Consider the following 22,651-nt stretch of genomic DNA (forward strand, 5'->3'; position numbering starts at 1 on the left):
ATGGCCGACACAGACGTACAACTCCAGCCTCGCAAAAAGGGCCTGACCCGGCGTCAGAAGCGCAGTCTGTCCCGCGGCGTCCAGTACGTCGTCTTCGTCGCCGCCGTGATCGCGTTCGCGGTCGGGGCCGACTGGGGGCGGCTGAAGAACCAGTTCGCGCAGTGGAGCATCGCCAAGCAGATGTTCCCCGACGTCATCACGCTGGCGCTGAAGAACACCGTGCTCTACACCGTGTCCGGGTTCGTCTTCGCCCTGGTGCTGGGCCTGGTGGTCGCGCTGATGCGGCTGTCGTCCGTCGCCCCGTACCGCTGGGTGGCCGGCGTCTACATCGAGATCTTCCGCGGCCTGCCCGCCCTGCTGATCTTCATCTTCATCGGCGTGGCGGTCCCGCTGGCCTTCCCAGGCACGGAGATCGTCGGCGGCACGTACGGCAAGGCCGCCATCGCCCTCGGCCTGGTCGGCGCCGCGTACCTGGCGGAGACGTTCCGCGCGGGCATCCAGGCGGTGCCCAAGGGCCAGATGGAGGCGGCGCGTTCGCTGGGCTTCTCGCCCGCCCGGGCCATGGTCTCGATCATCATCCCGCAGGCGTTCCGGATCATCCTCCCGCCGCTGACCAACGAGTTCGTGATCCTCTTCAAGGACTCCTCCCTGGTCCTGCTCCTCGGCGTCACCCTGGAGGAGCGCGAACTGTCCAAGTACGGCCGCGACCTGGCCAGCACGACCGCCAACTCCACACCGATCCTGGTCGCCGGCCTGTGCTACCTGCTGGTGACCATCCCGCTCGGCTTCGTCGTGCGCCGTATGGAGGCGAAGGCCCAGGAGGCCGTGAAATGAGCCGTCCGGAAATCGAAGTACGCGATCTGCACAAGTCCTTCGGTGACAACGAGGTACTGCGCGGCATCGACCTGGAGATCAACCAGGGCGAGGTCGTGTGCGTCATCGGCCCGTCCGGCTCCGGCAAGTCCACGCTGCTGCGGTGCGTGAACCTCCTTGAGGAGCCCACCAAGGGCCAGGTCTTCGTCGGCGGCACCGAACTCACCGATCCCGACGTCGACATCGACGCCGTACGCCGCCGTATCGGCATGGTCTTCCAGCAGTTCAACCTCTTCCCGCACCTCACGGTGACCGAGAACCTCACGCTGCCGCAGCGGCGGGTCCTCAAGCGGGGCAAGGCGAATGCGGCGCGGGTGGCCGCCGAGAACCTGGAGCGGGTGGGCCTGTCGGAGAAGGCGGACGCCTACCCCGCCTCCCTCTCCGGCGGCCAGCAGCAGCGCGTGGCGATCGCACGCTCGCTGTCGATGGGCCCCGAGGTGATGCTCTTCGACGAGCCGACGTCGGCGCTGGACCCCGAACTGGTCGGGGACGTCCTCGCGGTCATGCGGATGCTCGCCCGCGAGGGCATGACGATGATGGTCGTCACCCACGAGATGACCTTCGCGAGGGAGGTCGCCGACCGGGTGGTCTTCATGGACGGCGGCGTGATCGTCGAGGACGGCGCACCGGCCCAGGTCATCGGCAACCCCTCCCACGACCGCACCCGCCACTTCCTCTCCCGCCTCCTCGACCCCGCGATGGCCGAGGTGGAGGAGGGGGCGTCGGAGCAGGTGGGCGAGAAGGACTGAAGAGGACATACGCATCTCTGTCGCCCAGGGTGCAAGTACCGCCATCATTCGGGGCATGACGACTCTCGACGACCCGGCAGGCTTCGGCGCCGGGACCACACTGCCCCAGCTGCCGGAGGACTGGGAGCGCTGCCTGGCCGTGGCGGCGCACCCGGACGACATCGAGTACGGGACGGCGTCGGCCGTGGCCCGCTGGACGGCCGGTGGCAAGCGCGTCTCGTACCTGCTGGTCACCCGCGGCGAGGCGGGCATCGACGGGCTGCACCCGGATCAGGCGGGCCCGCTGCGCGAGGCCGAGGAGCGGGCCGGGGCGCGTGAAGTGGGCGTGGACACGGTCGAGTTCCTCGACCACCGCGACGGGACCGTCGAGTACGGTCCGGCACTGCGCCGCGACATCGTGCGGGCGATCCGCAGGCACCGTCCGGAGGTCGTCGTGACGGGCGCGTACACGGTGCGCATGGTCGCCGGAGTGGTCAACCAGGCCGACCACCGCGTGGTCGGACTCGCCACCCTCGACGCGGCCCGCGACGCCGGCAACCGGTGGATCTTCCCGGAACTCGCCGACGAGGGCCTCGAACCCTGGGGCGGCGTGCGCTTCGTGTGCGTCGCCGGCGCCGATCGCCCCACCCACGGCGTGGACGTGTCCGGCGAGCCGCTGGAGCGGGGCATCGCGTCCCTCGACGCCCACGCCGAATACACCAAGGGCCTCGGGGCGCAGGGCTTCGAGCCCCGCGCCTTCCTCACCTGGGCGGCCCGCCGGGGCGGCCCCGCGCTCGGCGTCGAGGCGGCGGTCCTACTCGACGTGCACCAGCTCGCCTTCGAGGGACCACCGCCCTGGGAACAGTGACCTTCCGCGCCGCTGACCAGGGCCTGTCCGGCGGATCAGGTCGGCTACAGAGAGGGCTCCTCTTGGCCGCCCCGAGCGGGGTCTGGTGCGTGCAGCTGCAAGGTGGAGGAGGGAGTCGGCGACCGACGACAACGCGGCTGGGGGTCCCCCACGCCGTCCGCCGGACAGGACCTAAGGTGCGGTCCATGAGCGAACGCGCGATGCTGCACGTGAAGGGGCGGGTCCTGGTCGGGCCCGACGACGTCCGGGACGAGCTGTGGGTCGTCGACGGCCGGATCTCCTACGACCGTCCCGTCGGCACCGGCGACGTCCTGACCGTCGACGGCTGGACCCTCCCCGGCCTCGTCGACGCCCACTGCCACGTCGGCCTGGGCCCGCAGGGCCCCGTCGAGCAGGACATCGCCGAAAAGCAGGCGCTCACCGACCGCGAGGCCGGGACCCTCCTCATCCGCGATGCCGGCTCACCCTCGGACACCCGCTGGGTCGACGACCGCGAGGACCTGCCGAAGATCATCAGGGCCGGTCGGCACATCGCCCGCACCCGCCGCTACATGCGGGGCTACGCGCACGAGATCGAACCGGAGGACCTCGTCGCGTACGTCGCCCAGGAGGCCCGCCGCGGCGACGGCTGGGTCAAGCTCGTCGGCGACTGGATCGACCGCGACCTGGGCGACCTGGCCCCCAGCTGGCCGCGCGACGCCGTCGAGGCGGCCATCGCCGAGGCCCACCGCCTGGGCGCCCGCGTCACCGCGCACTGCTTCGCCGAGAACTCCCTGAAGGACCTGGTCGAGGCGGGCATCGACTGCATCGAGCACGCCACGGGCCTGACGGACGACCTGATCCCGCTCTTCGCCTCGCGCGGCGTCGCCATCGTCCCGACCCTCGTCAACATCGCGACCTTCCCGCAGCTGGCGGACGGCGGCGAGGCCAAGTTCCCGCAGTGGTCGGCCCATATGCGCCGCCTCCACGAACGCCGCTACGAGACGGTCCGCAACGCCTACGACGCCGGCATCCCGGTGTACGTCGGCACGGACGCGGGCGGCCACCTCCCGCACGGGCTGGTGGCCGGCGAGGTCGAGGAACTCGTCACCGCCGGCATCCCGCCCGTCGAGGCCCTGGCGGCGACGACCTGGAGCGCACGGAAGTGGCTCGGGCGGCCCGGGCTGGAGGAGGGCGCACCGGCCGACCTCATCGTGTACGAGACCGATCCGCGGGCCGACGTACGCGTGCTGGCGGCCCCGCGACGCATCGTGCTGAACGGGCGGATCGTCGGGTAGCACCTGTGCGGGTTGACGCGGCGCGCGCCGTCTCGCGCGCCGGTGCGGCGACCGCCGTACGCGAAGAAAAGGCGGTGCGGCGGTGAAAACGTGGAACGCCTGTGCCGTGGGATTCGAAAACGTTCACGGGGAACGCACGATGGGGTGAAGTGGCGCCGGAACGCCGCCAGTTCACCCGTGGTGCGTAATTCTTGGCGGGTCCCGAGCAAGTCTCCACTTAGGGGTCCCCACCTTGAACGGCAACAACTTCCGCATGCCCGCACGCCGTCTCGCCACCGTCGCGACGGCCACGGCCCTGGCCGCCGGTCCCGCGGCCCTGGCCGGCGCGGGCTCCGCGCACGCGACCACCGACCACGGTCGCGCGAGCGCCGTCGTCCTGCGCACCGGGCTCGACGTGTCCCTGCTCAACAAGACCGTGGACGTCCCGCTCACGGTCTCGCTCAACCAGGTCGAGGCGCCGCAGAGTGCCCAGAAGACCGCCCTGACCGCCGAGTTGAACGGCGTCGACGGCGGAAAGCCGTTCAACGTGCTGGACGCGAAGGTGGCGAAGTCCGACGCGAGCGTCACCTCCACCCGGGCCGAGGGCCACACCAACCTCGCCGACGCCAAGCTGCACGTCCCCGGCCTGCCGCTGCTGTCCCTCATCGAGATCGAGCAGGTCACCTCGAAGGCGACCTGCGAGGCCGGGAAGAAGCCGGTCGCCTCCGCGAACCTGCTCGGCTCGGTCACGGTCCTGGGCAAGAAGGTCACCCTGACGGCGGGCGGCACGACGGACGTCGACGTCCCCGGCGTCGGCGACGTCCGCCTCGACCTGTCCAGGACGGAGACCACTTCGCGTACGGCGGCCGCCACCGCCCTCGAACTCAAGGTCTCCGTCAACCCGTTGAAGCTCAACGTGGCCGAGGTCGAGGGCACGCTGACCCTGGCGAAGGCGACCTGCGAGGCCCCCGCGGCCGCCGCGGCGAACCCGAGCGCCGACCCCGGCGACGTCAAGGCGCAAGGCGCGGCCGGCAAGGAGGAGAACCTCGCCGAGACAGGTGGCAACTCCCTGACGCCGTACATCGCCGGAGGTGCGATCGCCCTGGTCGTGGCGGGCGGGGGAGCGGTCGCGCTGGCACGGCGCGGCCGGAGCTGAACCGACAGCCCAGCCGTTGGGGCCGCGGTAGTCCAGCACTCGGCGGCGAGCGCGACGGTCGTCGGCGGTGTCGTCCGGGTCCGGTTACCGGACGGCACCGTCAGTGACGTGCCGACGCCAGGGTCACTGCCTGGTCCAGCGCCTGCAGGAAGGAGTTGACGGTCGCCCGGTCCCGCACCGCCAGCCGCAGCCACTCCTCGTCGAGGCCCGGGAACGTGTCGCCCCGCCGTACGGCGAAGCCCAGGTCCCGTAGATGCCGTCGTACGGCCGCCGCCTGCGGCAGTCGTACGAGGACGAAGGGGCCCTCGGCGGGCTCCGTCACGTGCAGGCCGTCCGGGGCGAACTCCTTGAGCCCGGCGACGAGATGGGCCCGGTCGGCGGCGATGCGGTGTGCCGCGTGGGCCGCCTCCGCCAGCGCCTGCGGGCCCATGCAGGCTTGGGCGGCGGCCAGCGCGGGCGTGGACACCGGCCACAGCGGCTGGGCGCGCTCCAGCTCGGAGATCGTCTCGGGGGCGGCGAGGACGTAGCCGATCCGCAGCCCGGCCAGACCCCAGGTCTTGGTCAGGCTGCGCAGGACGACCAGGCCGGGCACGTCCGTGCGCCCGGCGAGGGCCTCCCGCTCGCCTGGCACCGCGTCCATGAACGCCTCGTCCACGACCAACGTCCGCCCAGGGCGGGCGAGTTGGGCGATGGACGCGGCCGGGTGGAGGACGGACGTCGGGTTCGTCGGGTTGCCGATCACGACCAGGTCGGCGTCCTCGGGGACGGCAGCCGGGTCCAGCCGGAAGCCGTCCTCCTCCCGCAGCAGCACCCGGTCGACCGTGTGCCCGGCGTCCCGCAGAGCCGCCTCGGGCTCCGTGAACTGCGGGTGGACCACGACCGGTTGATGCACCTTCAGGGCGCGGGCGAGCAGCACGAACGCCTCGGCGGCACCTGCCGTGAGCAGCACCCGCTCCACCGGGAGCCCGTGCCGCACCGCCACCGCCGCCCGCGCGGCCCGCCCGTCCGGGTAGGCCGCGAGCGAGCCGAGCGAACCGGCGATGCGCTCGCGCAGCCAGGCCGGAGGCGTGTCCGCGCGGACGTTCACCGCCAGGTCGACGAGGGCCGAACCGCCGTCCCGCACCTCCACGTCACCGTGGTGGCGCAGGTCGTGCGCGCCCGCGGTCCTTCTCTCGCCGTTCCCCTCAGTGGGCATGGGAGTGTGCGCCATGGTGGTGGTGTCCGTGGTGGTGGTGACCGTCGTCGTCGGGGTGGAAGTGCGGCTGCTGCGGCACCCCCACCTTGTCCTCGAAGCCCGGCAGCGCGATCCGGTACACGCACGAGTCGCAGTTCATCCGCAGATCGCCCTTGACGGCCTCCTCGTACCGCTCGATCACCAGGTCGAGCAGCTCCGGCTCCGGGCCGATGACCTCCGCGGACCGCACCTCGACCTCCGGGTGCGCGGCCGCCCAGCCCTCGGTCTGCTGCTTCACCCGCTCCGGCAGGATCCCGGTGAACAGGAAGTACGGCAGGACCACGATCCGCTTCGCGCCCAGCTTCGCGCACCGGTCGAGGCCGCTCGGCACGTCCGGCGCCGCCAGCGACACGAACGCCGTCTCTACACCGGCGTAACCGCGCCCCTCCCACAGCAGCCGCGCCGCCTTGTGCACCTCGGCGTTGGCGTCCGGGTCGGTCGAGCCGCGTCCGACGAGCAGCACGGTGACGTCGGCGCGGTCCAGCGGGGTGCGCCCTTCGGTGGCGCCCAGCGCCTCGTCCAGCCGCCGCTCCAGGACGGACAGGAGGGCGGGGTGCGGGCCCAGGGGGCGGCCGTAGGCGTACGAGATCCCCGGGTGGCGTTCCTTCTCGCGGGCCAGCGCCGCCGGGATGTCGCCCTTGGCGTGCCCGGCGGAGACCAGCATCAGCGGGACGGCGGCGAACCGCTGTACACCCCGGGCCACCATTCCGGCGACGGCATCGCCCAGCGGCGGCGGGGAGAGCTCGATGAAGCCGCCCGCGACCGGCACGTGGTCCAGACGGAGCTGCAACTGCCGTACGAAGTCGCGGAACGCCTCGGCCCCGGCCTCGTCCCGGGTGCCATGACCGGCGATGAGCAGGGCGGGCGGCGGGGTGGTCACGATTTCTCCTCGGGATGTGAAACGGGGTGGTTCGGCAGGGCCTGCTGCTCCGCGGCGGAGCCGCTCGCCGGTTCAGCCTGCCAGCGGTAGCCGCGCGGCGTCACCATACGGCCCGCGATCTCACGGGTCGCCGTGTTGCCCACGGTCACGACCGTCATCATGTCGACCGTCGCGGGGTCCAGCGTGCCCAGAGTCGTCAGTCGACTGGACTCGTCCGGCCGCGACGCGTTCCGTACGACTCCGACCGGCGTCGTCGGCTCCCGGTGTCCGGCGAGGATCGCCAGCGCCTTCGGCAGCTGCCAGTCCCGGCCCCGGGAACGGGGGTTGTAGAAGGTGACCACGATGTCCGCCTCGGCCGCCGCGCGCACCCGCCGCTCGATGACCTCCCACGGCGTGTGCAGGTCGGAGAGGCTGATGGACACATGGTCGTGACCGAGCGGCGCGCCCAGGATCGCCCCGGCCGCGAGCGCGGCGGTGACGCCCGGTACGCCGATCACGTCGATGTCGTCGGAGGCCTCGGCGAGCGCGGGGGAGGCCATGGCGTACACGCCCGCGTCGCCGCTGCCGATCAGCGCGACGGCCTGCCCCTTGCGGGCCTCGGCGACCGCGGTCCGCGCCCGCTCCTCCTCGGCGCCCAGCCCCGACTCCAGGATCCGGGTGCCGGGCCGCAGCAGGTCGCGGATCTGGTCGACGTACTGGTCGAGCCCGACGAGCACGGAGGCGCGCCGCAGTTCGGCCTCGGCACGCGGGGTGAGCAGATCGCGGGCACCGGGACCGAGCCCGACCACCGCGAGCCGTCCGCGCCCCGGCCGCCGTGCGACCGCACAGGTCGCCATCGCCGCATGCCCGTCGGCCCGCTCCGACTTCCGCTTGGGGACGAGGAGTTCACCACCGCGGGCGAGTGCGGACGCCTCGGCGACCGAGGGGGTGCCCACGGCGGTGAGCGGCGCGTCGGAGGGGTTGGGGACCTCGACCTTCGCCAGCTCCTCGGCGGAGTACGTCACCACGGGCACCCCGAGCCGCGCGGCCGCCTCGACGATGCCGGGCTCGTCACGCTTGGCGTCGACGGTGGCGAGCTCGGCGATGCTACGAGGAGACAGCCCCGTGTCCCGCAACGCGCCCTCGACCAGCCCGAGCACCTCGTCGACCGGGGCGCCCTTGGACGCGCCGACGCCCACGACGAGGGTCGGCGGACGCAACAGCACCTCGCCGTCGGCGGGTTGGACCGCGCGGTCCGTCAGCCGGACGGTGCGTGTGCCTTCCGCGGTGAACGGCAGCGGCGGCAGCGGCCACGCCACCTCGGTGTCCAGTGCGACCGGCTCCCCGTCCAGCAGAGCCCGCGTCACGCCGGCCACGTCGCCCTCCACCGGGAGGCCGAGGGTGTCCAGACCGGGGATGCCGACGGCGTCCGTCGCGGTGGTCACCACGGGCTCGGCACCCAGCAACTCGCCCACTTCCCGGGCGAGTTCATTGGCGCCACCGCCGTGCCCGCCCAGCAGCGACACGGCGAACCGTCCGCCCTCGTCGACGCACACCACACCGGGGTCGGTCTTCTTGTCCGCCAGCAGGGGTGCCACGAGCCGTACCACCGCTCCCGTCGCCAGGAAGCACACGAGCTGCTCGCACTCCGCGAACGCGGCACGCACGGCGTCCCCCACGGGACCCTCGTACACGCGCGTGCGGTCCGGCCACGCCGCGGCCAGCCGGTCGCGTGCCGCCGCCCCCGCCGCGGTGGCGGAAATGAGGCCGATCACTGAGCAACTCCTTCGTGAGACACGGGGGTTCTGGTCCCCCACAGCAGGAATACGGGATTGGTCGCCGCCAGCCGGGTCACGTCCCCCGGCAGCGGCGCGAGCCGCGACGACTGCAGCAGTACTCCGTCGCAGTCGAACCCGGCGCCGGTGAGCGCCGTGCGCACCGCCGGTACCCGGTCCAGCGCGGCCATGGCCACCACGACCGTCCGCCGGGCCCGCCGTGCGCACTCGCCGACGATGCCCGGCAGCTCGCGCCCGCCGCCCCCGACGAACACGGCGTCGGGAGCGTCGAGTTCGGACAGCACGTCCGGCGCCGTACCGTGCACCACGTGCACGTCGACGCCGTGCGCACCGGCGTTGGCGCGGATCCGCTCCACCCCGTCCGCGGCCTTCTCGACCGCGGTGACCGCGGCGCCCAGCCGCGCGCACTCCACGGCCACCGAGCCCGAGCCGGAGCCGACGTCCCACACCAGGTCGCCGGGGCGCGGCCCGAGCCGGGCCAGCGCCAGGGCCCGTACCTCGAACTTGGTGATCATCGAGTCGCGGTGCGCGAACTCGCCCTCGTCCAGCGCCCACTCGACGGGCCGTACGGCCCCCGCGAGCGTCCGTACGGGACCGAGCGCCCGCGTCTCGTCCAGGCACAGGACGACACTCACCGCCGTACCCCAGTCGCGGCCCGCAGCCTCGGCGGGGGAGACCCGCTCCAGGTGCTCCTCCGCGGAGCCCAGCGCGGAGGCGACGACGAGGACCCGCCCGGGTGCGGTGCGGGCGAGCGCGGCGCCGAGTTCCGCCGGACCCGCGCCGGGCCCGGTCAGCACAGCCACCTTCGGATGCGCTCGGCACACATTGACCGCCGTCCGCGAATCCCGCCCGTGCGCGCTGACCACCACCGCGTCGTCCCAGGTCAGCCCCAGCCGGGCGAATGCGGTGGCGACGGACGAGACGCCAGGCCGTACGTCGAGACGATCCGCGCCGAACCGCCCGGCCAGTGCCCGCACGATCCCGAAGAACCCGGGGTCGCCGGAGGCCAGCACGACCACGCGCCGCTCCTTGCCGACGTACGCCTCGATGGCGTCCAGGGCGGGCGCGAGCGGCCCGAGCACGACCCGCTCGATGGACTCGGGCAGCCGTACGGCCTCCAGGTGCCGGCGCCCGCCCACGACGAGCTCGGCCCCTGCCACCGCATCGAGGGGGACCGGCGCGCCCGTCCCCGTACCGACGACCGTGATCACGTACTGGCACCCCGTTCGCGCAGCGCCCGACGGGCCTGAGGGTCGGCCTTGCGGTAGCCGTGGAAATGGCCGGGGTGGTACAGGTGCGAGCGCGTGCCCTCGGCGTCGAGCGCCGGGCCGACCAAGAAGAGGGTGTGCTTCCAGAGCTTGTGCTCCTTGACAGTCTCCTCCAGCGTCCCGATCGTGCACCGCACGACCAGTTCCTCCGGCCAGGTCGCCTGGTAGGCGACGACGACCGGCGTGGAGGTCGGATAGCCGCCCTCCAGCAGCTCCCGCACCAGCTGTCCGCTGCGGGCGGCGGACAGGAAGATCGCCATGGTGGTGCCGTGCTTGGCGAACTCCCGCACCTCCTCCCCGGGCGGCATCGGCGTCTTGCCACCGCCGAGCCGGGTGAGGACGACGGACTGCGCGACCTCGGGGATCGTCAACTCGCGCTGCGCGAGCGCCGCGACGGCCGAGAACGCCGACACCCCGGGCACGACTTCCGTCCCGATGCCGATCCGCGCACACCGGTCGAGCTGCTCCTGCGTACCGCCCCACAGGGCCGGGTCGCCGGAGTGGATACGAGCGACTCGCAGGCCTTCGGCCCGGGCCCGCTCGTAGACGGCGACGACGTCCTCCAGCGACATCGTCGCCGAGTCGAGGATCTCCGCGTCCTCGCGCGCGTGCTCGAGGACCTCCGCCTGGACCAGGCTCGCGGCCCAGATCACGACGTCGGCCTCGGCGATGGCGCGCGCGGCACGGAACGTCAGCAGATCGGCGGCGCCGGGGCCGGCACCGACGAAGGTCACCTTGCCGGTGGAAGCGCCGGTGGGGGCATCGGCCATGGAAAATCGGTCCTCTCTGTACAAAAGGTCTTACGGGTGCGCCGGGAACGGCCACCGGATGTGCGCGAAGGCGGGTTGATCGGATAGCAAGGGCACATGGCGGTCCTCGTCGCGCTCGGCGCGTTCCTGATGACGTTGGCCGGCGGCTGGACGGCACAGCGTGTGACCGACCGCCGCCACCTGGTCCTGGGCCTGGCCGGCGGCCTGATGCTCGGTGTGGTCGGCCTGGATCTGCTGCCGGAGGCGGTCGAGGCGGCGAGCACCGAGGTCTTCGGCGTGCCGGCGGCCCTGCTGCTGTTCGTGGCCGGATTCCTGCTGGCCCATCTGGTGGAACGCCTGCTGGCGGTCCGCCAGGCCTCGCACGGCGGCGAGGAGACCAACGGCGGCCGCGCGCCCGAGGTGGGCCTCACGGCGGCCGCGGCCATGGTCGGCCACAGCGCCATGGACGGCGTCGCGATCGGCGCGGCCTTCCAGGTCGGTGGCGGCATGGGCACGGCGGTCGCACTGGCCGTCGTCGCCCACGACTTCGCGGACGGCTTCAACACGTACACGATCACGAGCCTGTACGGGAACGCCCGCCGCAAGGCCCAGCTCATGCTGTTCGCGGACGCGGTGGCCCCCATCGTGGGCGCGGCCTCGACGGCCTTCGTCACCATCCCGGAGGGCGTGCTCGGCGGCTATCTCGGCCTGTTCGGCGGCGTACTGCTCTACCTCGCCGCGGCCGAGATCCTCCCGGAGGCGCACCACGAGCACCCCGCCCACTCGACGCTGCTGTGCACAGTGGCGGGGGCGGCGTTCATCTGGCTCGTGGTGGGCATCTCGGGCTGAGCCGGTGCCGGTCACAGTTTCCCGCCCCGCCCGCCGTCGCGCGGCGGGGGCGCGATGAGCGTGGAGAGGTACGGCAGGGGAGTGCCGTCGAGTTCGGCGGCGGGCCGGATGGACTCGGCCACCAGCCCGAGCGCCGACCCCCACACCGCGTCGCCGATCCGCCCGGTCTCGCGCAGCGCCTCGGCGACCTCGCCGGCCTGCCGCCCGAACTTGTAGGCGACGACGGTGCCGGGTCCGTTCAGCGCGTCCTTGAGCACGGCGGTCCCGGCGGTGACGGGCACGAGGACGAGCGGCTCGGTGCCTTCGGTGAGCACGGCACCGGAGCGCGCGGCGAGGTCCTGCATGGCGGTGATGCCCGGCACGGTCTCCACCACGGTCCCCGGCACCAGCTCGGCGATGGTCTGCGCGAGGTAGGTGAAGGTCGAGTACACGTTGGGGTCGCCGATGGTGGCGAAGGCGACGCTGCCGTGGTCGTCGAGGAGCCGGGCGACCCGCTCCCCGGCGGCGTCCCAGGCGGCCTCGCGCCGCGCGTGGTCGGTCCGCTCGTTGAGGGCGAACACGACCCGGACGACCTTTTCCTGCGGCACGTAGTGCAGCACGGTGGCCTCGGCCCGCCCCTGCTCCCCGGTGTCCATGACGGGCACGACGACGACATCGGCGGCGCGCAGGGCGTTGACGCCTTTGACGGTCACCAGCTCGGGATCGCCCGGGCCCACCCCGACTCCGATCAGCCTGCTGTTGCTCATGACGTCCGGCACCTCTCCACGAACCGACGGGCGACACCGGGCTCGGACGCCCAGTGCGTGTGCAGATAACTCGCGTGCACACCTTGTTGTACGAAACCTTCGACCCGCGGCGCCGGGGCACGCACGCCCCAGGCGGGAGCCGCCCCGGCCCCCGGCTCGACGACGGTCCGATGAAACTCGTGCCCCCGCATCCGGGTGCCGGCGGGCGCCAGCACACTGTCGCTGACGGCCACGGCGTCCCGGTACCCGAGGGTGAGCCGCTCGCTCATCCGGGCACGCGCATCGAGCACCCCGCACATGGGCTGTCCGTCCAGCTCCTGCGACAGGTACAGCAGCCCGGCGCACTCGGCGGCGACGGGAGCGCCGGACTCCGCGAGGGCGGCGACGGCTTTGCGCAGGGGTTCGTTGGCGGACAGCTCGGCGGCGTACACCTCGGGGAACCCGCCCCCTATGACCAACCCGCGTGTGCCGTCAGGCAGTTGCTCGTCCCGGAGGGGATCGAAGGTGACGACTTCGGCACCGGCGGCGGCGAGCAGCTCGGCGTGCTCGGCGTAGGAGAAGGTGAACGCGGGACCGCCGGCAACGGCAACGACCGGCCTGCCTGGCGTTCGAGGACGAGTCTCATGCCGTCCCGAACCCTCACCCACCCGCTGGGTGCGTGCCTGTACATGCCGGTCCGCATCTTCCAGCCCGTCCGGCGTTTGAGGACGAGGCCCTTCGGGCCGATCGGGGGTCGAAGGGGCGGAGCCCCTGGAGGACGGGAAGGGCAGGGGCGGCGGGGGCGAAGAACCCAAGACCTCAGCCGCATTCCAAGCTGCACACGACAACGCTCCCGCACTCCGCGCCAGCCCCATCAGCGCCTCAAGATCGCACCCCGCCGAAACCTGCGCCGCCATCGCCCCCACGGCCTCCACCGCGGCAGCGTGCCGCTCGGCCACCGGCACCAACCCCAAGTGCCGCGAGGGCGTGTCCACCTGAGCCACCCGCCGCAGCACCCCCAACACCGGCACCCCGGCCGACTCCAACGCCTCCCGCAACAACTCCTCGTGCCGGTCAGACGCGACCTTGTTCAGGATCACGCCCCCGACGCGCACCTCCGGATCCCACGACACGAACCCGTGCACCAGCGCCGCCACCGACCGCGACTGCGACGACGCGTCCACGACCAGCACCACCGGCGCACCGAGCAGCTTCGCCACCTGCGCGGTGGACGCCAGTTCACCCTCCCCCGCGGCCCCGTCGTACATCCCCATCACACCCTCGACGACGGCGAGGTCGCACCCACGGGCCCCGTGCAGGAACAACGGCCCGACCAGCCCCGGCCCGCACAGGTACGCGTCGAGGTTCCGTCCCATGCGCCCGGTGGCGAGCGCGTGATACCCGGGATCGATGTAGTCCGGCCCCACCTTGTGCGGGGACACGGCAAGCCCCCGCGCGGCGAACGCGGCCATCAACCCCGTGGCAACGGTGGTCTTGCCGCTGCCGGAGGACGGCGCGGCAATGACCAGCCGAGGGACGGACACGGACGAGGACATCACCACTCGATACCCCGCTGGCCCTTCTGGCCCGCGTCCATCGGGTGCTTGATCTTGGACATGTCGGTCACGAGGTCGGCGAAGTCGACGAGCTTCTCGGGCGCGTTCCGCCCGGTGATCACGACATGCTGGGTCCCCGGCCGATTCCGCAGCACGTCGACGACCTCATCGGTGTCGACCCACCCCCAGTGCATCGGGTATGCGAACTCGTCGAGCACGTACAGCTTGTGCGTCTCCGCGGCCAGATCCCGCTTGACCTGCTCCCAGCCCTCCCGGGCCTTCTCCTCGTTGTCCATCTGGGCGTCGCGCTGGACCCAGGACCAGCCCTCGCCCATCTTGTGCCAGTCGACGGTCCCGCCCTCGCCGGAGGCGCCCAGTACGCGCAGCGCGTTCTCCTCGCCGACCTTCCACTTGGCCGACTTCACGAACTGGAACACCCCGATCGGCCACCCCTGGTTCCAGGCCCGCAGCGCAAGCCCGAACGCGGCGGTCGACTTGCCCTTCCCGATCCCGGTGTGGACGACGACCAGCGGACGGTTACGACGCTGACGGGTGGTCAGTCCGTCGTCCGGTACGACACTCGGCTGCCCCTGCGGCATTACGCGGCCCTCCTTTGTACGTCCTTCACCAGCCCGGCGATGCTGTCCGCCCGCAGCTCGTCCAACGTCACCGCCGTACCGCCGAGTTCACCCGCGAGCTGCCCGGCGAGCCCCAGCCGCACCGGCCCGGACTCGCAGTCGACGACCACGGAGGCGGTCCCGTCCGCGGCGAACAGCCGGGCCGCCCGCCCGGCGAGCGCGACCGGCTCGGGCCCACCGGTGGCACGCCCGTCGGTCACCACCACGACGAGCGCCCGCCGCGCGGGGTCCCGCAGCCGTTCGATCCGTAGCACGTCATGGGCCTTCAGCAGCCCGGCGGCGAGCGGCGTACGGCCACCCGTGGGCAGTGACTCCAGTCGCGCCGCAGCCGCGTCCACGGACGACGTGGGAGGCAACGCCACATCGGCCGCCGACCCCCGGAACGTCACCAGCCCCACCTTGTCCCGCCGCTGGTACGCATCCAGCAGCAGCGACAGCACGGCCCCCTTCACGGCACTCATCCGCTGCCGGGCCGCCATCGACCCGGAGGCGTCGACCACGAACAGCACGAGGTTCCCCTCGCGTCCCTCCCGGGTCGCCTGCCGCAGATCGTCCCGCCGCACCACCAGCCCCGGCCCCGACCGCCCCCGGGCCCGCTGATGCGGCGCGGCCGCCTGCACGGTCGCCGCCAGGTGCAGCTTCGTCAAAGCGCCCCGGGGCCGCCGAGCCCCCGTGGTCCGCCCGTGCTCGGTCCGCGCCCGCGAACGCCGCCCGGCCGCACCCTCACCGATCCCGGGCACGCTCAGCACCTTGGCGCGGAACGGCTCGGAGGCCCGCACGGCGGACTGCTCGGCAGCTCCCGAGGGCTGCGGCTCGCCGGCTTCGCCGGCCTCGGGCCGTGCACCCGTGTCGCCGTCCTGCGGACCGGCATCGGGCGACGACTGTCCGCCGCCCCCGCCACCCGGTCCGCCGTCGTCGGGGCCGGGGTCGTCGTCGCCCTCGCCGAACTCCTCCAGCGTCTCGTCGAGCTTGTCCTCGTCGAGTCCCGGCGCATCGAAGGGGTTACGGCGCCTGCGGTGCGGCAGCGCGAGCAGCGCCGCCTGCCGTACGTCCTCGGCGAGCACATCGGTCCGCCCGGCCCAGGCCGCCAGCGCGGTGGCGGTCCGCGCCATCACGATGTCCGCCCGCATGCCGTCCACCTCGAAGGCGGCACAGGTCGCCGCGATCTGCCGAAGCGCTCCGTCGCCCAGCCGCACCGACGGCAGCAACTTCCTTGCAGCCACGACCCGTTGACGTACCGCGGCCTCTTCGTCCGCCCAACGGGCCGCGAAACCGGCCGGATCGTCGTCGTACGCGAGTCGCCGCCGTACGACCTCCACCCGCTGGTCCGGCTCCCGCGAGGCCGCGACCTCGACGGTCAGGCCGAAGCGGTCGAGCAACTGCGGCCGCAGCTCGCCCTCTTCGGGGTTCATGGTCCCGACGAGCAGGAAGCGCGCGGCATGCCGTACGGAGACACCCTCGCGCTCGACGTACGACGCACCCATCGCGGCCGCGTCCAGCAGCAGGTCGACCAGGTGGTCGTGGAGGAGGTTGACCTCGTCGACGTAGAGGATCCCGCGGTGCGCGTCCGCGAGGAGCCCCGGCTCGAAGGCCTTGACGCCCTCCGCCAGCGCCCGCTCGATGTCGAGGGCGCCGACCAGCCGGTCCTCGGACGCGCCGACCGGCAACTCGACCATGCGGGAGGGGCGCCCGGCACCCGGTCCCGGCTCGTGCGGCCCGTCCGGGCAGGACGGGTCCAGCGCCGCGGGGTCGCAGGAGAATCGGCACCCGGGGACGACGGCCACCTCCGGCAGCAGCGCCGAAAGGGCGCGCACCGCCGTCGACTTGGCGGTGCCCTTCTCGCCGCGCACCAGCACACCGCCGACCGCCGGGGAGACGGCGTTCAGCAGCAGCGCGAGCCGCAGGTCGTCCTGGCCGACGACGGCAGTAAAGGGGAAGGGGGTGGTCACTGGTCGTCGCCCTCCAAGTCGCCTTCCAGCTCCAGGTACGTGGCGCGCAGCCGCTCCAGCGTCTCCGCGTCCGGCTCGGCCCACAGCCCGCGCTCGGCGGCCTCGAGCAGCCGTTCCGTGATCCCGCGCAGCGCCCACGGGTTGGACTTCTTCATGAACTCCCGGTTCTCCGGGGCGAAGACGTACTCGGCGCTGAGCTTCTCGTACATCCAGTCGTCCACGACCCCGGCCGTGGCGTCGTACCCGAAGAGGTAGTCGACGGTCGCCGCCATCTCGAAGGCACCCTTGTAGCCGTGCCGCCGCATGGCCGCCATCCAGCGGGGGTTGACGACCCGCGCGCGGAACACGCGGTGCGTCTCCTCGCCCAGCGTCCGGGTCTTGACCTGATCCGGTACGGCGGAGTCACCGACGTACGCCTCCGGGCTCTCACCCGTCAGGTGCCGCACCATGGCGACCATGCCGCCGTGGTACTGGAAGTAGTCGTCGGCGTCGACGAGATCGTGCTCGCGGGTGTCGACGTTCTTGGCGGCCACGGCAATGCGCCTGAACGCCGTCTCCATGTCCCCGCGCGCCGCCCGCCCGTCGAGCCCGCGCCCGTACGCGTAACCGCCCCACACCGCGTACACCTCGGCGAGGTCCGCGTCGGAACGCCAGTTGCGAGCGTCGATGAGCGGCAGCAGACCGGCGCCGTAAGCGCCCGGTTTGGAGCCGAAGACACGGGCGGTCGCGCGCCGCCGGTCGCCGTGCTCGGCGGTGTCCTCGTCGGCGTGGGCGCGGACGAAGTTCCGGTCGGCGGGCTCGTCCAGCTCGGCGACCTTGCGGACGGCGTCGTCGATCAGCCCGACCACGTGCGGGAACGCGTCCCGGAAGAAGCCGGAGATGCGGACGGTGACGTCGATGCGCGGCCGTCCCAGCTCGTCGAGGGGGATCACCTCGAAGCCGGTCACCCGGCGCGAGGCGTCGTCCCACACCGGCCGGCAGCCCAGCAGCGCCAGGATCTCGGCGATGTCGTCGCCCTGGGTGCGCATCGCGGACGTGCCCCAGACCGTCAGGCCGACGGACTTCGGGTACTCGCCGGTGTCCTGCAGATACCGCTGGACGAGAGAGTCGGCGAGGGACTGGCCGACCTCCCAACTCAGCCTGGACGGGATGGCCTTGGGGTCGACGGAGTAGAAGTTCCGGCCGGTCGGGAGCACATTGACCAGCCCGCGCGTCGGCGAACCGGAGGGACCCGCCGGGATGTAACCGCCGTCGAGTGCCTTGAGGATGTGGCCGATCTCGTCGGTGGTCTTCGCCAGCCGGGGCACGACCTCGTTGCAGGCGAACTCCAGCACCGCGACGGCTTCCCGGAGTTCGGTGCGGAGGACCTCACCGACGAGGGCCGGAGCGGCCGTGACGTCCCACTCCCGTGCCTCCATGCCCTCCGCGATCCGCCGGCACAGCTGCTCCAGCAGGTCGATCGCGTCGGCGGCGGTACGGGACGGACCCTCGACGAGATCGGTCAGCTCGACCGGGACCTTGACGGGAGCACCCGGCTCGGCGAGCAACTCCTTCTCGACCAGGCCGAAGTGGTAGGCCAGCGAAGCCCTGAGCCCCGGCAGCGCGTTGGCCTGTCCACCCCACACCTGCGAGGCGCGCAACACGGCGAGCACGAGATTGACACGCGGCTCACCGACCGGCCCACCACCCAGAATGTGCAGGCCGTCCCGGATCTGCACGTCCTTGATCTCGCACAGATAGCCGTCGATGTGCATGACGAACTCGTCGAACTCGCCGTCGTCCGGCTGCTCGTCGACATGCAGGTCGTGGTGCAGCTCGGCCGCCTTGACCAGCGTCCAGATCTGGGCCCGCACGGCGGGCGCCTTGGTCGGGTCCAGGTCGGAGACGAGCGCATACTCGTCGAGCAGCTGCTCCAGCTTGGCCAGATCGCCGTACGTGTCGGCACGGGCCATCGGCGGTACGAGGTGGTCGACGACCGTGGCGTGCCCGCGCCGCTTGGCCTGGGTGCCCTCGCCGGGGTCGTTGACGATGAAGGGGTAGATCAGCGGCAGTTCACCGAGCACGGCGTCCGGCGCGCAGCCGCCGCTGAGCCCGAGTCCCTTGCCGGGCAGCCACTCCATCGTGCCGTGCTTGCCCATGTGGACGATCGCGTCGGCGCCGAAGCTGTTCTCCAGCCACCGGTACGCCGCCATGTAGTGGTGCGAGGGCGGCATGTCGGGGTCGTGGTAGATCGCGATCGGGTTCTCGCCGAAGCCGCGCGGCGGCTGGATCATCACGACGACGTTCCCGAACTGCAGGGACGCCAGCACGATGTCGTCGCCGTCGACGTACAGCGAACCCGGCGGCTCGCCCCATGCCTCCAGCATCCCGTCCCTGAGCTCCGGGTCGAGCTTGTCGAACCACGCCCGGTAGTCGGCGAGCGGCACCCGCGCGGGCGCGGCGGCCAGCTGGTCCTCGGTCAACCACTCGACGTCGTGACCGCCGGCCTCGATCAGCCGGTGGATCAACTCGTCGCCGTTGTCGGGGTATTCGGTGAGCGAGTACCCGGCGTTCTTCAGGGCGTCCAGTACCTGAACAGCCGACGCGGGCGTGTCCAGACCGACCGCATTGCCCACTCGCGAGTGCTTGGTCGGATAGGCGGTGAAGACGAGCGCCAGCTTCTTGTCCGCGTTCGCCTTGTGCTTCAACTGCGCATGCCGTACGGCGATTCCGGCGACCCGTGCGGCCCGCTCGGGGTCGGCGACGTAGACCGGGACGTCGTCCGGGCCCTGTTCCTTGAAGGAGAACGGCACGGTGACGAGCCGCCCGTCGAACTCCGGGATCGCGACCTGCATCGCCGCGTCCATGGGGGAGAGCGCGGCGTCCGACTCGTCCCAGGCCGCGTGTGAGGACGTAAGGCAAAGTCCTTGCAGGACAGGCACGTTGAGGTCGGCGAGCGCGCCGATGTCCCAGGCCTCCTCGTCACCGCCGGCCGACGCCTGCGAGGCGTGGGTGCCGCCGGCAGCCAGGACGGTGGCGACGAGGGCGTCCGTCCGGCCGAGGGTCTCGTACAGCCCGGCGTCCGCGCCGCGCAGCGAACCGCAGTACACGGGAAGGGCGTTGGCGCCTCGCGCCTCGATCGCGTCACACAGGGTGTCCACGAAAGCGGTGTTGCCGCTCAGCTCGTGCGCCCGGTAGAAGAGCACACCGACGGTCGGCCGGCCCTCGACGAACGGACGCTCGCCGTGGACGCCGTACTCGGGCATCTTCTGCGGCTCGACGAACCCCTCGCCGGTCAGCAGCACGGTGTCGGAGAGGAACCGCGCGAGCTCGGTGAGGTTGGCGGGCCCGCCCTCGACGAGGTACCTCAGCGCCTCCGCCACGACACCGGCGGGCACCGACGACTCGGCCATCAACTCCGCGTCGGGCACTGCCTCCCCGCCGAGCAGCACGGTCGGGATGCCGGAGGCCTTCAGCGCGGCCAGCCCGTCCTCCCAGGCCCGCTTTCCGCCCAGCAGCCGTACGACGGCGATGCCGGCGCCGGCGAGGAGACCGGGGAGTTCCCGCTCGACATCCACCCGGGTGGGGTTGCCGATCCGGTAGTCGGCATCGGAAGCGGCCCGGGCCGCCAACAGATCCGTGTCGGCGGTCGACAACAACAACACTGTGCTCATGCGGGTGCTCCCGGTGGGATGAAAGGCAGTCCTTGCGGCGCGCCGGACTCGATGAGCCGCCACAGCGCGTCCGTGTCCGCGTGCTGTTCGATCAGGTCGCCGAGCCGGTCGAGCTGCTCCTCGCGCAGCGCGGCGAACGAGGTGTCGTGGGCCGGCACGAAGCGGCGGCCCGCGGCGGCGGCCACCTCGCGCAAAAAGGCCCGCCGGAAGCCGTCCGACTCCAGCGAACCGTGCCAGTGGGTGCCCCAGGTCTGTCCGACGCGGCACCCGTCGAGGAAGGGTTCGCCCCCGTGGATGTCGGCGACCCCGTGATGGATCTCGTACCCCTCGACCAGCTCGCCGAGGGCCTCGCCCACCGGCCGGGTGAGGGTCTTCTCGCGGGCGAACCGCACGTGGACGGGGAGGACGCCGAGCCCGTCGACGGACCCCTTGCGGCTCTCCACCTCGTCCTCGATGCGCTCGCCGAGCACCTGGAAGCCGCCGCAGATGCCGAGCACGGGCCGCTGCTCGGCGGCCCTGCGCACGAGGGCCTCCGCAAGACCGCGCTCCCGCAGCCACTCCAGCGCGCGGACGGTCCCCCGGGTCCCCGGAACGACGACGAGGTCGGCGTCGGCCAGCTCCTCGGGCCGGTCCACGAACCGCACCACCACACCCGGTTCGGCGGCCAGGGCGTCCACGTCGGTGAAGTTGGACATCAGCGGAATCGCGCAGACCGCGACCCGCAGCACGTCCTCCCCGACCGGCGGGGCGACGTTCGACTCCCGCACCGTCCCGCGAAGGGAGACCCGCAGCCCGTCCTCCTCGTCGATGCCGAGGCCGTGCCGGAAGGGCAGAACGCCGTAGGTGTACCGCCCGGTGAGCCCGTGCAGCATGTCGAGCCCGGGGTCCAGGAGGCTGACGTCCCCGCGGAACTTGTTGACGAGGAACCCGGCGACAAGCTCCTGGTCCTCGGGCGAGAGCAGTGCGACGGTCCCGAAGAAGGACGCGAAAACACCACCACGGTCGATGTCCCCGACCACGAGCACGGGCAGCCGCGCATTCCGCGCGATCCCCATGTTGACGATGTCCGTCCGCCGCAGATTGATCTCGGCGGGAGAACCGGCCCCCTCACAGATCACCGCGTCATACGTGCCCCGCAATTCGGCGAGACAGTCGAGAACGGTCCCGAGCAGTTTCTGCTGCCGCCCCCCGTGATACCCCCGGGCACTCAGCTCACCGACGGGCTTCCCCATCAGCACGACCTGACTGCTCTGCTCACCACCGGGCTTGAGCAGCACCGGATTCATGAGCGCGGAGGGCTCGATCCGACAGGCCTGCGCCTGCATGGCCTGTGCCCGCCCGATCTCCGCACCCTCGCGCGTCACGAATGAGTTGAGGGACATGTTCTGCGCCTTGAAGGGCGCGACCTTGACCCCCTGCCGCACCAGCCAACGACAGATCCCGGCGGTGACGACACTCTTGCCGGCATCGGAGGTGGTACCGGCAACGAGAAGACCACCGCCGGTCATGACCTGCGTCCCTTCACGAGACGGGCGGCGACACCGACGCCGAGCGCGAGCAGACCGACGCGCCTCGAGAGGCGTACGGCCCGTTCGATGTCCGGTACGGCGACGGTGTGCCCCTGCGCGTTGAGAACGGGCCGGTGCTCGACCCGCCCCCCGTACGACAGGGTCCCGCCGAGCCGTACCCCCAGAGCTCCCGCGAACGAGGCCTCCACGGGCCCGGCGTTGGGGCTCGGATGCTTCCCCGCGTCCGTACGCCAGGCGCGTGCCGCCCCGCGGGGATCGTCACCGGAGACCGTCGCCAGTACGGCGGTCAACCGGGCGCCGGGCCAGCCGGCAACGTCGTCGAGCCGCGCGGACGCCCACCCGAACCGCCGGTACCGGGCCGACTTGTGACCGACCATCGCGTCGAGGGTGTTGACGGCCCGGAAACCGAGCAGCCCCGGCACTCCACCGACGGCCCCCCACACCAGCGCCCCCACCACCGCGTCCGACGTGTTCTCGGCAACGGACTCCACAACCGCCCTGGCGATCCCGTCGGCGTCCAGCGCCTGCGGATCCCGCCCGCACAGATGCGGCAGCCGGGCGCGGGCGGCCTCGACGTCCCCCGCCTCCAGGGCACGCCCGATGCTCCGGGCCTCCCGTGCGAGCGAAGTCCCCCCGACCACGGCCCAGGTGGCGGCGGCGGTCAGCGCTACGGAGGCGGTACGGGAAGGCCGTACGAGAGAAGCGGCCAGGGCGCCGGCAGAGACGGCACCCCCCACGCACACGGCCGTGTGCAGCGCCCCCCACCCCCGGTGGTCCCGCCACAACACCCGCTCCAGGGCACCCGCGGCCCGCCCGAACGCGGCGACCGGATGCCCGCGGCGCGGATCGCCGAGGAGGTGGTCACCGAGAAGGCCGGCGGCGGCGCCGTACGCGAAGACGCGATCGGCACGCATCGGCTCAGCCGGCCGTGGGGTCGGTCAGAGCTCGGGCGTTGAACCTCAACA

At 72.4% G+C, this 22,651-nt stretch carries 18 protein-coding genes; 6 read left to right on the forward strand and 12 right to left on the reverse strand.

Translation table 11 applies throughout. The annotated features are described in order from the left end of the window. The 5 genes from ACFY1L_RS43770 to ACFY1L_RS43790 all read left to right on the forward strand — a co-directional run bounded on the left by ACFY1L_RS43770 (position 1) and on the right by ACFY1L_RS43790 (position 4,881). Positions 1 to 834: an amino acid ABC transporter permease gene (locus ACFY1L_RS43770; protein WP_388838226.1), complete on the forward strand. Its 834-nt coding sequence runs from the start codon at positions 1 to 3 to the stop codon at positions 832 to 834. Next, positions 831 to 1,622, forward strand: coding sequence for an amino acid ABC transporter ATP-binding protein (locus tag ACFY1L_RS43775; RefSeq protein ID WP_388838229.1), 792 nt, complete (start codon positions 831 to 833; stop codon positions 1,620 to 1,622). Before ACFY1L_RS43770 ends, ACFY1L_RS43775 begins: the two co-directional genes overlap by 4 nt. Before the next feature lie 55 nt (positions 1,623 to 1,677). Then, positions 1,678 to 2,469 carry a PIG-L deacetylase family protein gene (locus ACFY1L_RS43780; protein WP_388838233.1) on the forward strand — a complete coding sequence of 264 codons (792 nt, stop codon included), beginning with the start codon at positions 1,678 to 1,680 and terminating at the stop codon, positions 2,467 to 2,469. 185 nt (positions 2,470 to 2,654) lie between these two features. Continuing rightward, positions 2,655 to 3,746 carry an amidohydrolase family protein gene (locus tag ACFY1L_RS43785; protein WP_388838236.1) on the forward strand — a complete coding sequence of 364 codons (1,092 nt, stop codon included), beginning with the start codon at positions 2,655 to 2,657 and terminating at the stop codon, positions 3,744 to 3,746. A gap of 232 nt (positions 3,747 to 3,978) precedes the next feature. Next, positions 3,979 to 4,881, forward strand: coding sequence for an SCO1860 family LAETG-anchored protein (locus ACFY1L_RS43790; RefSeq protein WP_388838239.1), 903 nt, complete (start codon positions 3,979 to 3,981; stop codon positions 4,879 to 4,881). A gap of 100 nt (positions 4,882 to 4,981) precedes the next feature. Here ACFY1L_RS43790 and cobC read toward each other — a convergent pair whose 3' ends face one another. The 5 genes from cobC to cobM are packed head-to-tail and all read right to left on the reverse strand — an operon-like array spanning position 4,982 to position 10,808. Further along, positions 4,982 to 6,076: an Rv2231c family pyridoxal phosphate-dependent protein CobC gene (gene cobC, locus ACFY1L_RS43795; protein WP_388838242.1), complete on the reverse strand. Its 1,095-nt coding sequence runs from the start codon at positions 6,074 to 6,076 to the stop codon at positions 4,982 to 4,984. After that, positions 6,066 to 6,995, reverse strand: a complete 930-nt coding sequence (locus ACFY1L_RS43800) for a sirohydrochlorin chelatase (protein ID WP_388838245.1) — start codon at positions 6,993 to 6,995, stop codon at positions 6,066 to 6,068. The genes cobC and ACFY1L_RS43800 overlap by 11 nt, the downstream gene beginning before the upstream one ends. Continuing rightward, a complete protein-coding gene (gene cobJ / locus ACFY1L_RS43805; protein WP_388838248.1) occupies positions 6,992 to 8,749 on the reverse strand; it encodes a precorrin-3B C(17)-methyltransferase in 1,758 nt (585 codons plus the stop codon). The genes ACFY1L_RS43800 and cobJ overlap by 4 nt, the downstream gene beginning before the upstream one ends. Further along, a complete protein-coding gene (cbiE, locus tag ACFY1L_RS43810; RefSeq protein WP_388838251.1) occupies positions 8,746 to 9,981 on the reverse strand; it encodes a precorrin-6y C5,15-methyltransferase (decarboxylating) subunit CbiE in 1,236 nt (411 codons plus the stop codon). Before cbiE ends, cobJ begins: the two co-directional genes overlap by 4 nt. Continuing rightward, the gene (cobM, locus tag ACFY1L_RS43815) at positions 9,978 to 10,808 is read right to left on the reverse strand and encodes a precorrin-4 C(11)-methyltransferase (protein ID WP_388838254.1); all 831 of its coding nucleotides are present in this window, start codon (positions 10,806 to 10,808) and stop codon (positions 9,978 to 9,980) included. The genes cbiE and cobM overlap by 4 nt, the downstream gene beginning before the upstream one ends. Positions 10,809 to 10,904: 96 nt before the next feature. On the opposite strand from cobM, the gene ACFY1L_RS43820 reads away from it, so the two are divergent. Next, complete coding sequence (locus tag ACFY1L_RS43820; RefSeq protein ID WP_388838256.1) at positions 10,905 to 11,636, forward strand: ZIP family metal transporter; 732 nt, start codon at positions 10,905 to 10,907, stop codon at positions 11,634 to 11,636. A gap of 11 nt (positions 11,637 to 11,647) precedes the next feature. Here the strand turns inward: ACFY1L_RS43820 and cobI are convergent, their stop codons facing one another. The 7 genes from cobI to ACFY1L_RS43855 are packed head-to-tail and all read right to left on the reverse strand — an operon-like array spanning position 11,648 to position 22,600. Then, the gene (gene cobI, locus ACFY1L_RS43825; protein WP_388838260.1) at positions 11,648 to 12,394 is read right to left on the reverse strand and encodes a precorrin-2 C(20)-methyltransferase; all 747 of its coding nucleotides are present in this window, start codon (positions 12,392 to 12,394) and stop codon (positions 11,648 to 11,650) included. Beyond that, positions 12,379 to 13,917, reverse strand: coding sequence for a cobyrinate a,c-diamide synthase (locus tag ACFY1L_RS43830; RefSeq protein WP_388838263.1), 1,539 nt, complete (start codon positions 13,915 to 13,917; stop codon positions 12,379 to 12,381). The genes cobI and ACFY1L_RS43830 overlap by 16 nt, the downstream gene beginning before the upstream one ends. After that, positions 13,917 to 14,516, reverse strand: a complete 600-nt coding sequence (gene cobO / locus ACFY1L_RS43835; RefSeq protein WP_388838266.1) for a cob(I)yrinic acid a,c-diamide adenosyltransferase — start codon at positions 14,514 to 14,516, stop codon at positions 13,917 to 13,919. The genes ACFY1L_RS43830 and cobO overlap by 1 nt, the downstream gene beginning before the upstream one ends. Then, positions 14,516 to 16,504 (reverse strand): putative cobaltochelatase, encoded by a 1,989-nt coding sequence (locus ACFY1L_RS43840; RefSeq protein ID WP_388838269.1) that lies wholly within the window; start codon positions 16,502 to 16,504, stop codon positions 14,516 to 14,518. Before ACFY1L_RS43840 ends, cobO begins: the two co-directional genes overlap by 1 nt. Beyond that, the gene (cobN, locus tag ACFY1L_RS43845; RefSeq protein WP_388838272.1) at positions 16,501 to 20,157 is read right to left on the reverse strand and encodes a cobaltochelatase subunit CobN; all 3,657 of its coding nucleotides are present in this window, start codon (positions 20,155 to 20,157) and stop codon (positions 16,501 to 16,503) included. Before cobN ends, ACFY1L_RS43840 begins: the two co-directional genes overlap by 4 nt. Continuing rightward, positions 20,154 to 21,665, reverse strand: coding sequence for a cobyric acid synthase (locus tag ACFY1L_RS43850; RefSeq protein ID WP_388838276.1), 1,512 nt, complete (start codon positions 21,663 to 21,665; stop codon positions 20,154 to 20,156). Before ACFY1L_RS43850 ends, cobN begins: the two co-directional genes overlap by 4 nt. Beyond that, a complete protein-coding gene (locus ACFY1L_RS43855) occupies positions 21,662 to 22,600 on the reverse strand; it encodes a cobalamin biosynthesis protein (RefSeq protein ID WP_388838279.1) in 939 nt (312 codons plus the stop codon). The genes ACFY1L_RS43850 and ACFY1L_RS43855 overlap by 4 nt, the downstream gene beginning before the upstream one ends. Positions 22,601 to 22,651 lie beyond the last annotated feature (51 nt).

The sequence above is a fragment of the Streptomyces sp. NPDC001663 genome (assembly GCF_042893105.1).
In the GTDB taxonomy this organism is placed as follows: domain Bacteria; phylum Actinomycetota; class Actinomycetes; order Streptomycetales; family Streptomycetaceae; genus Streptomyces.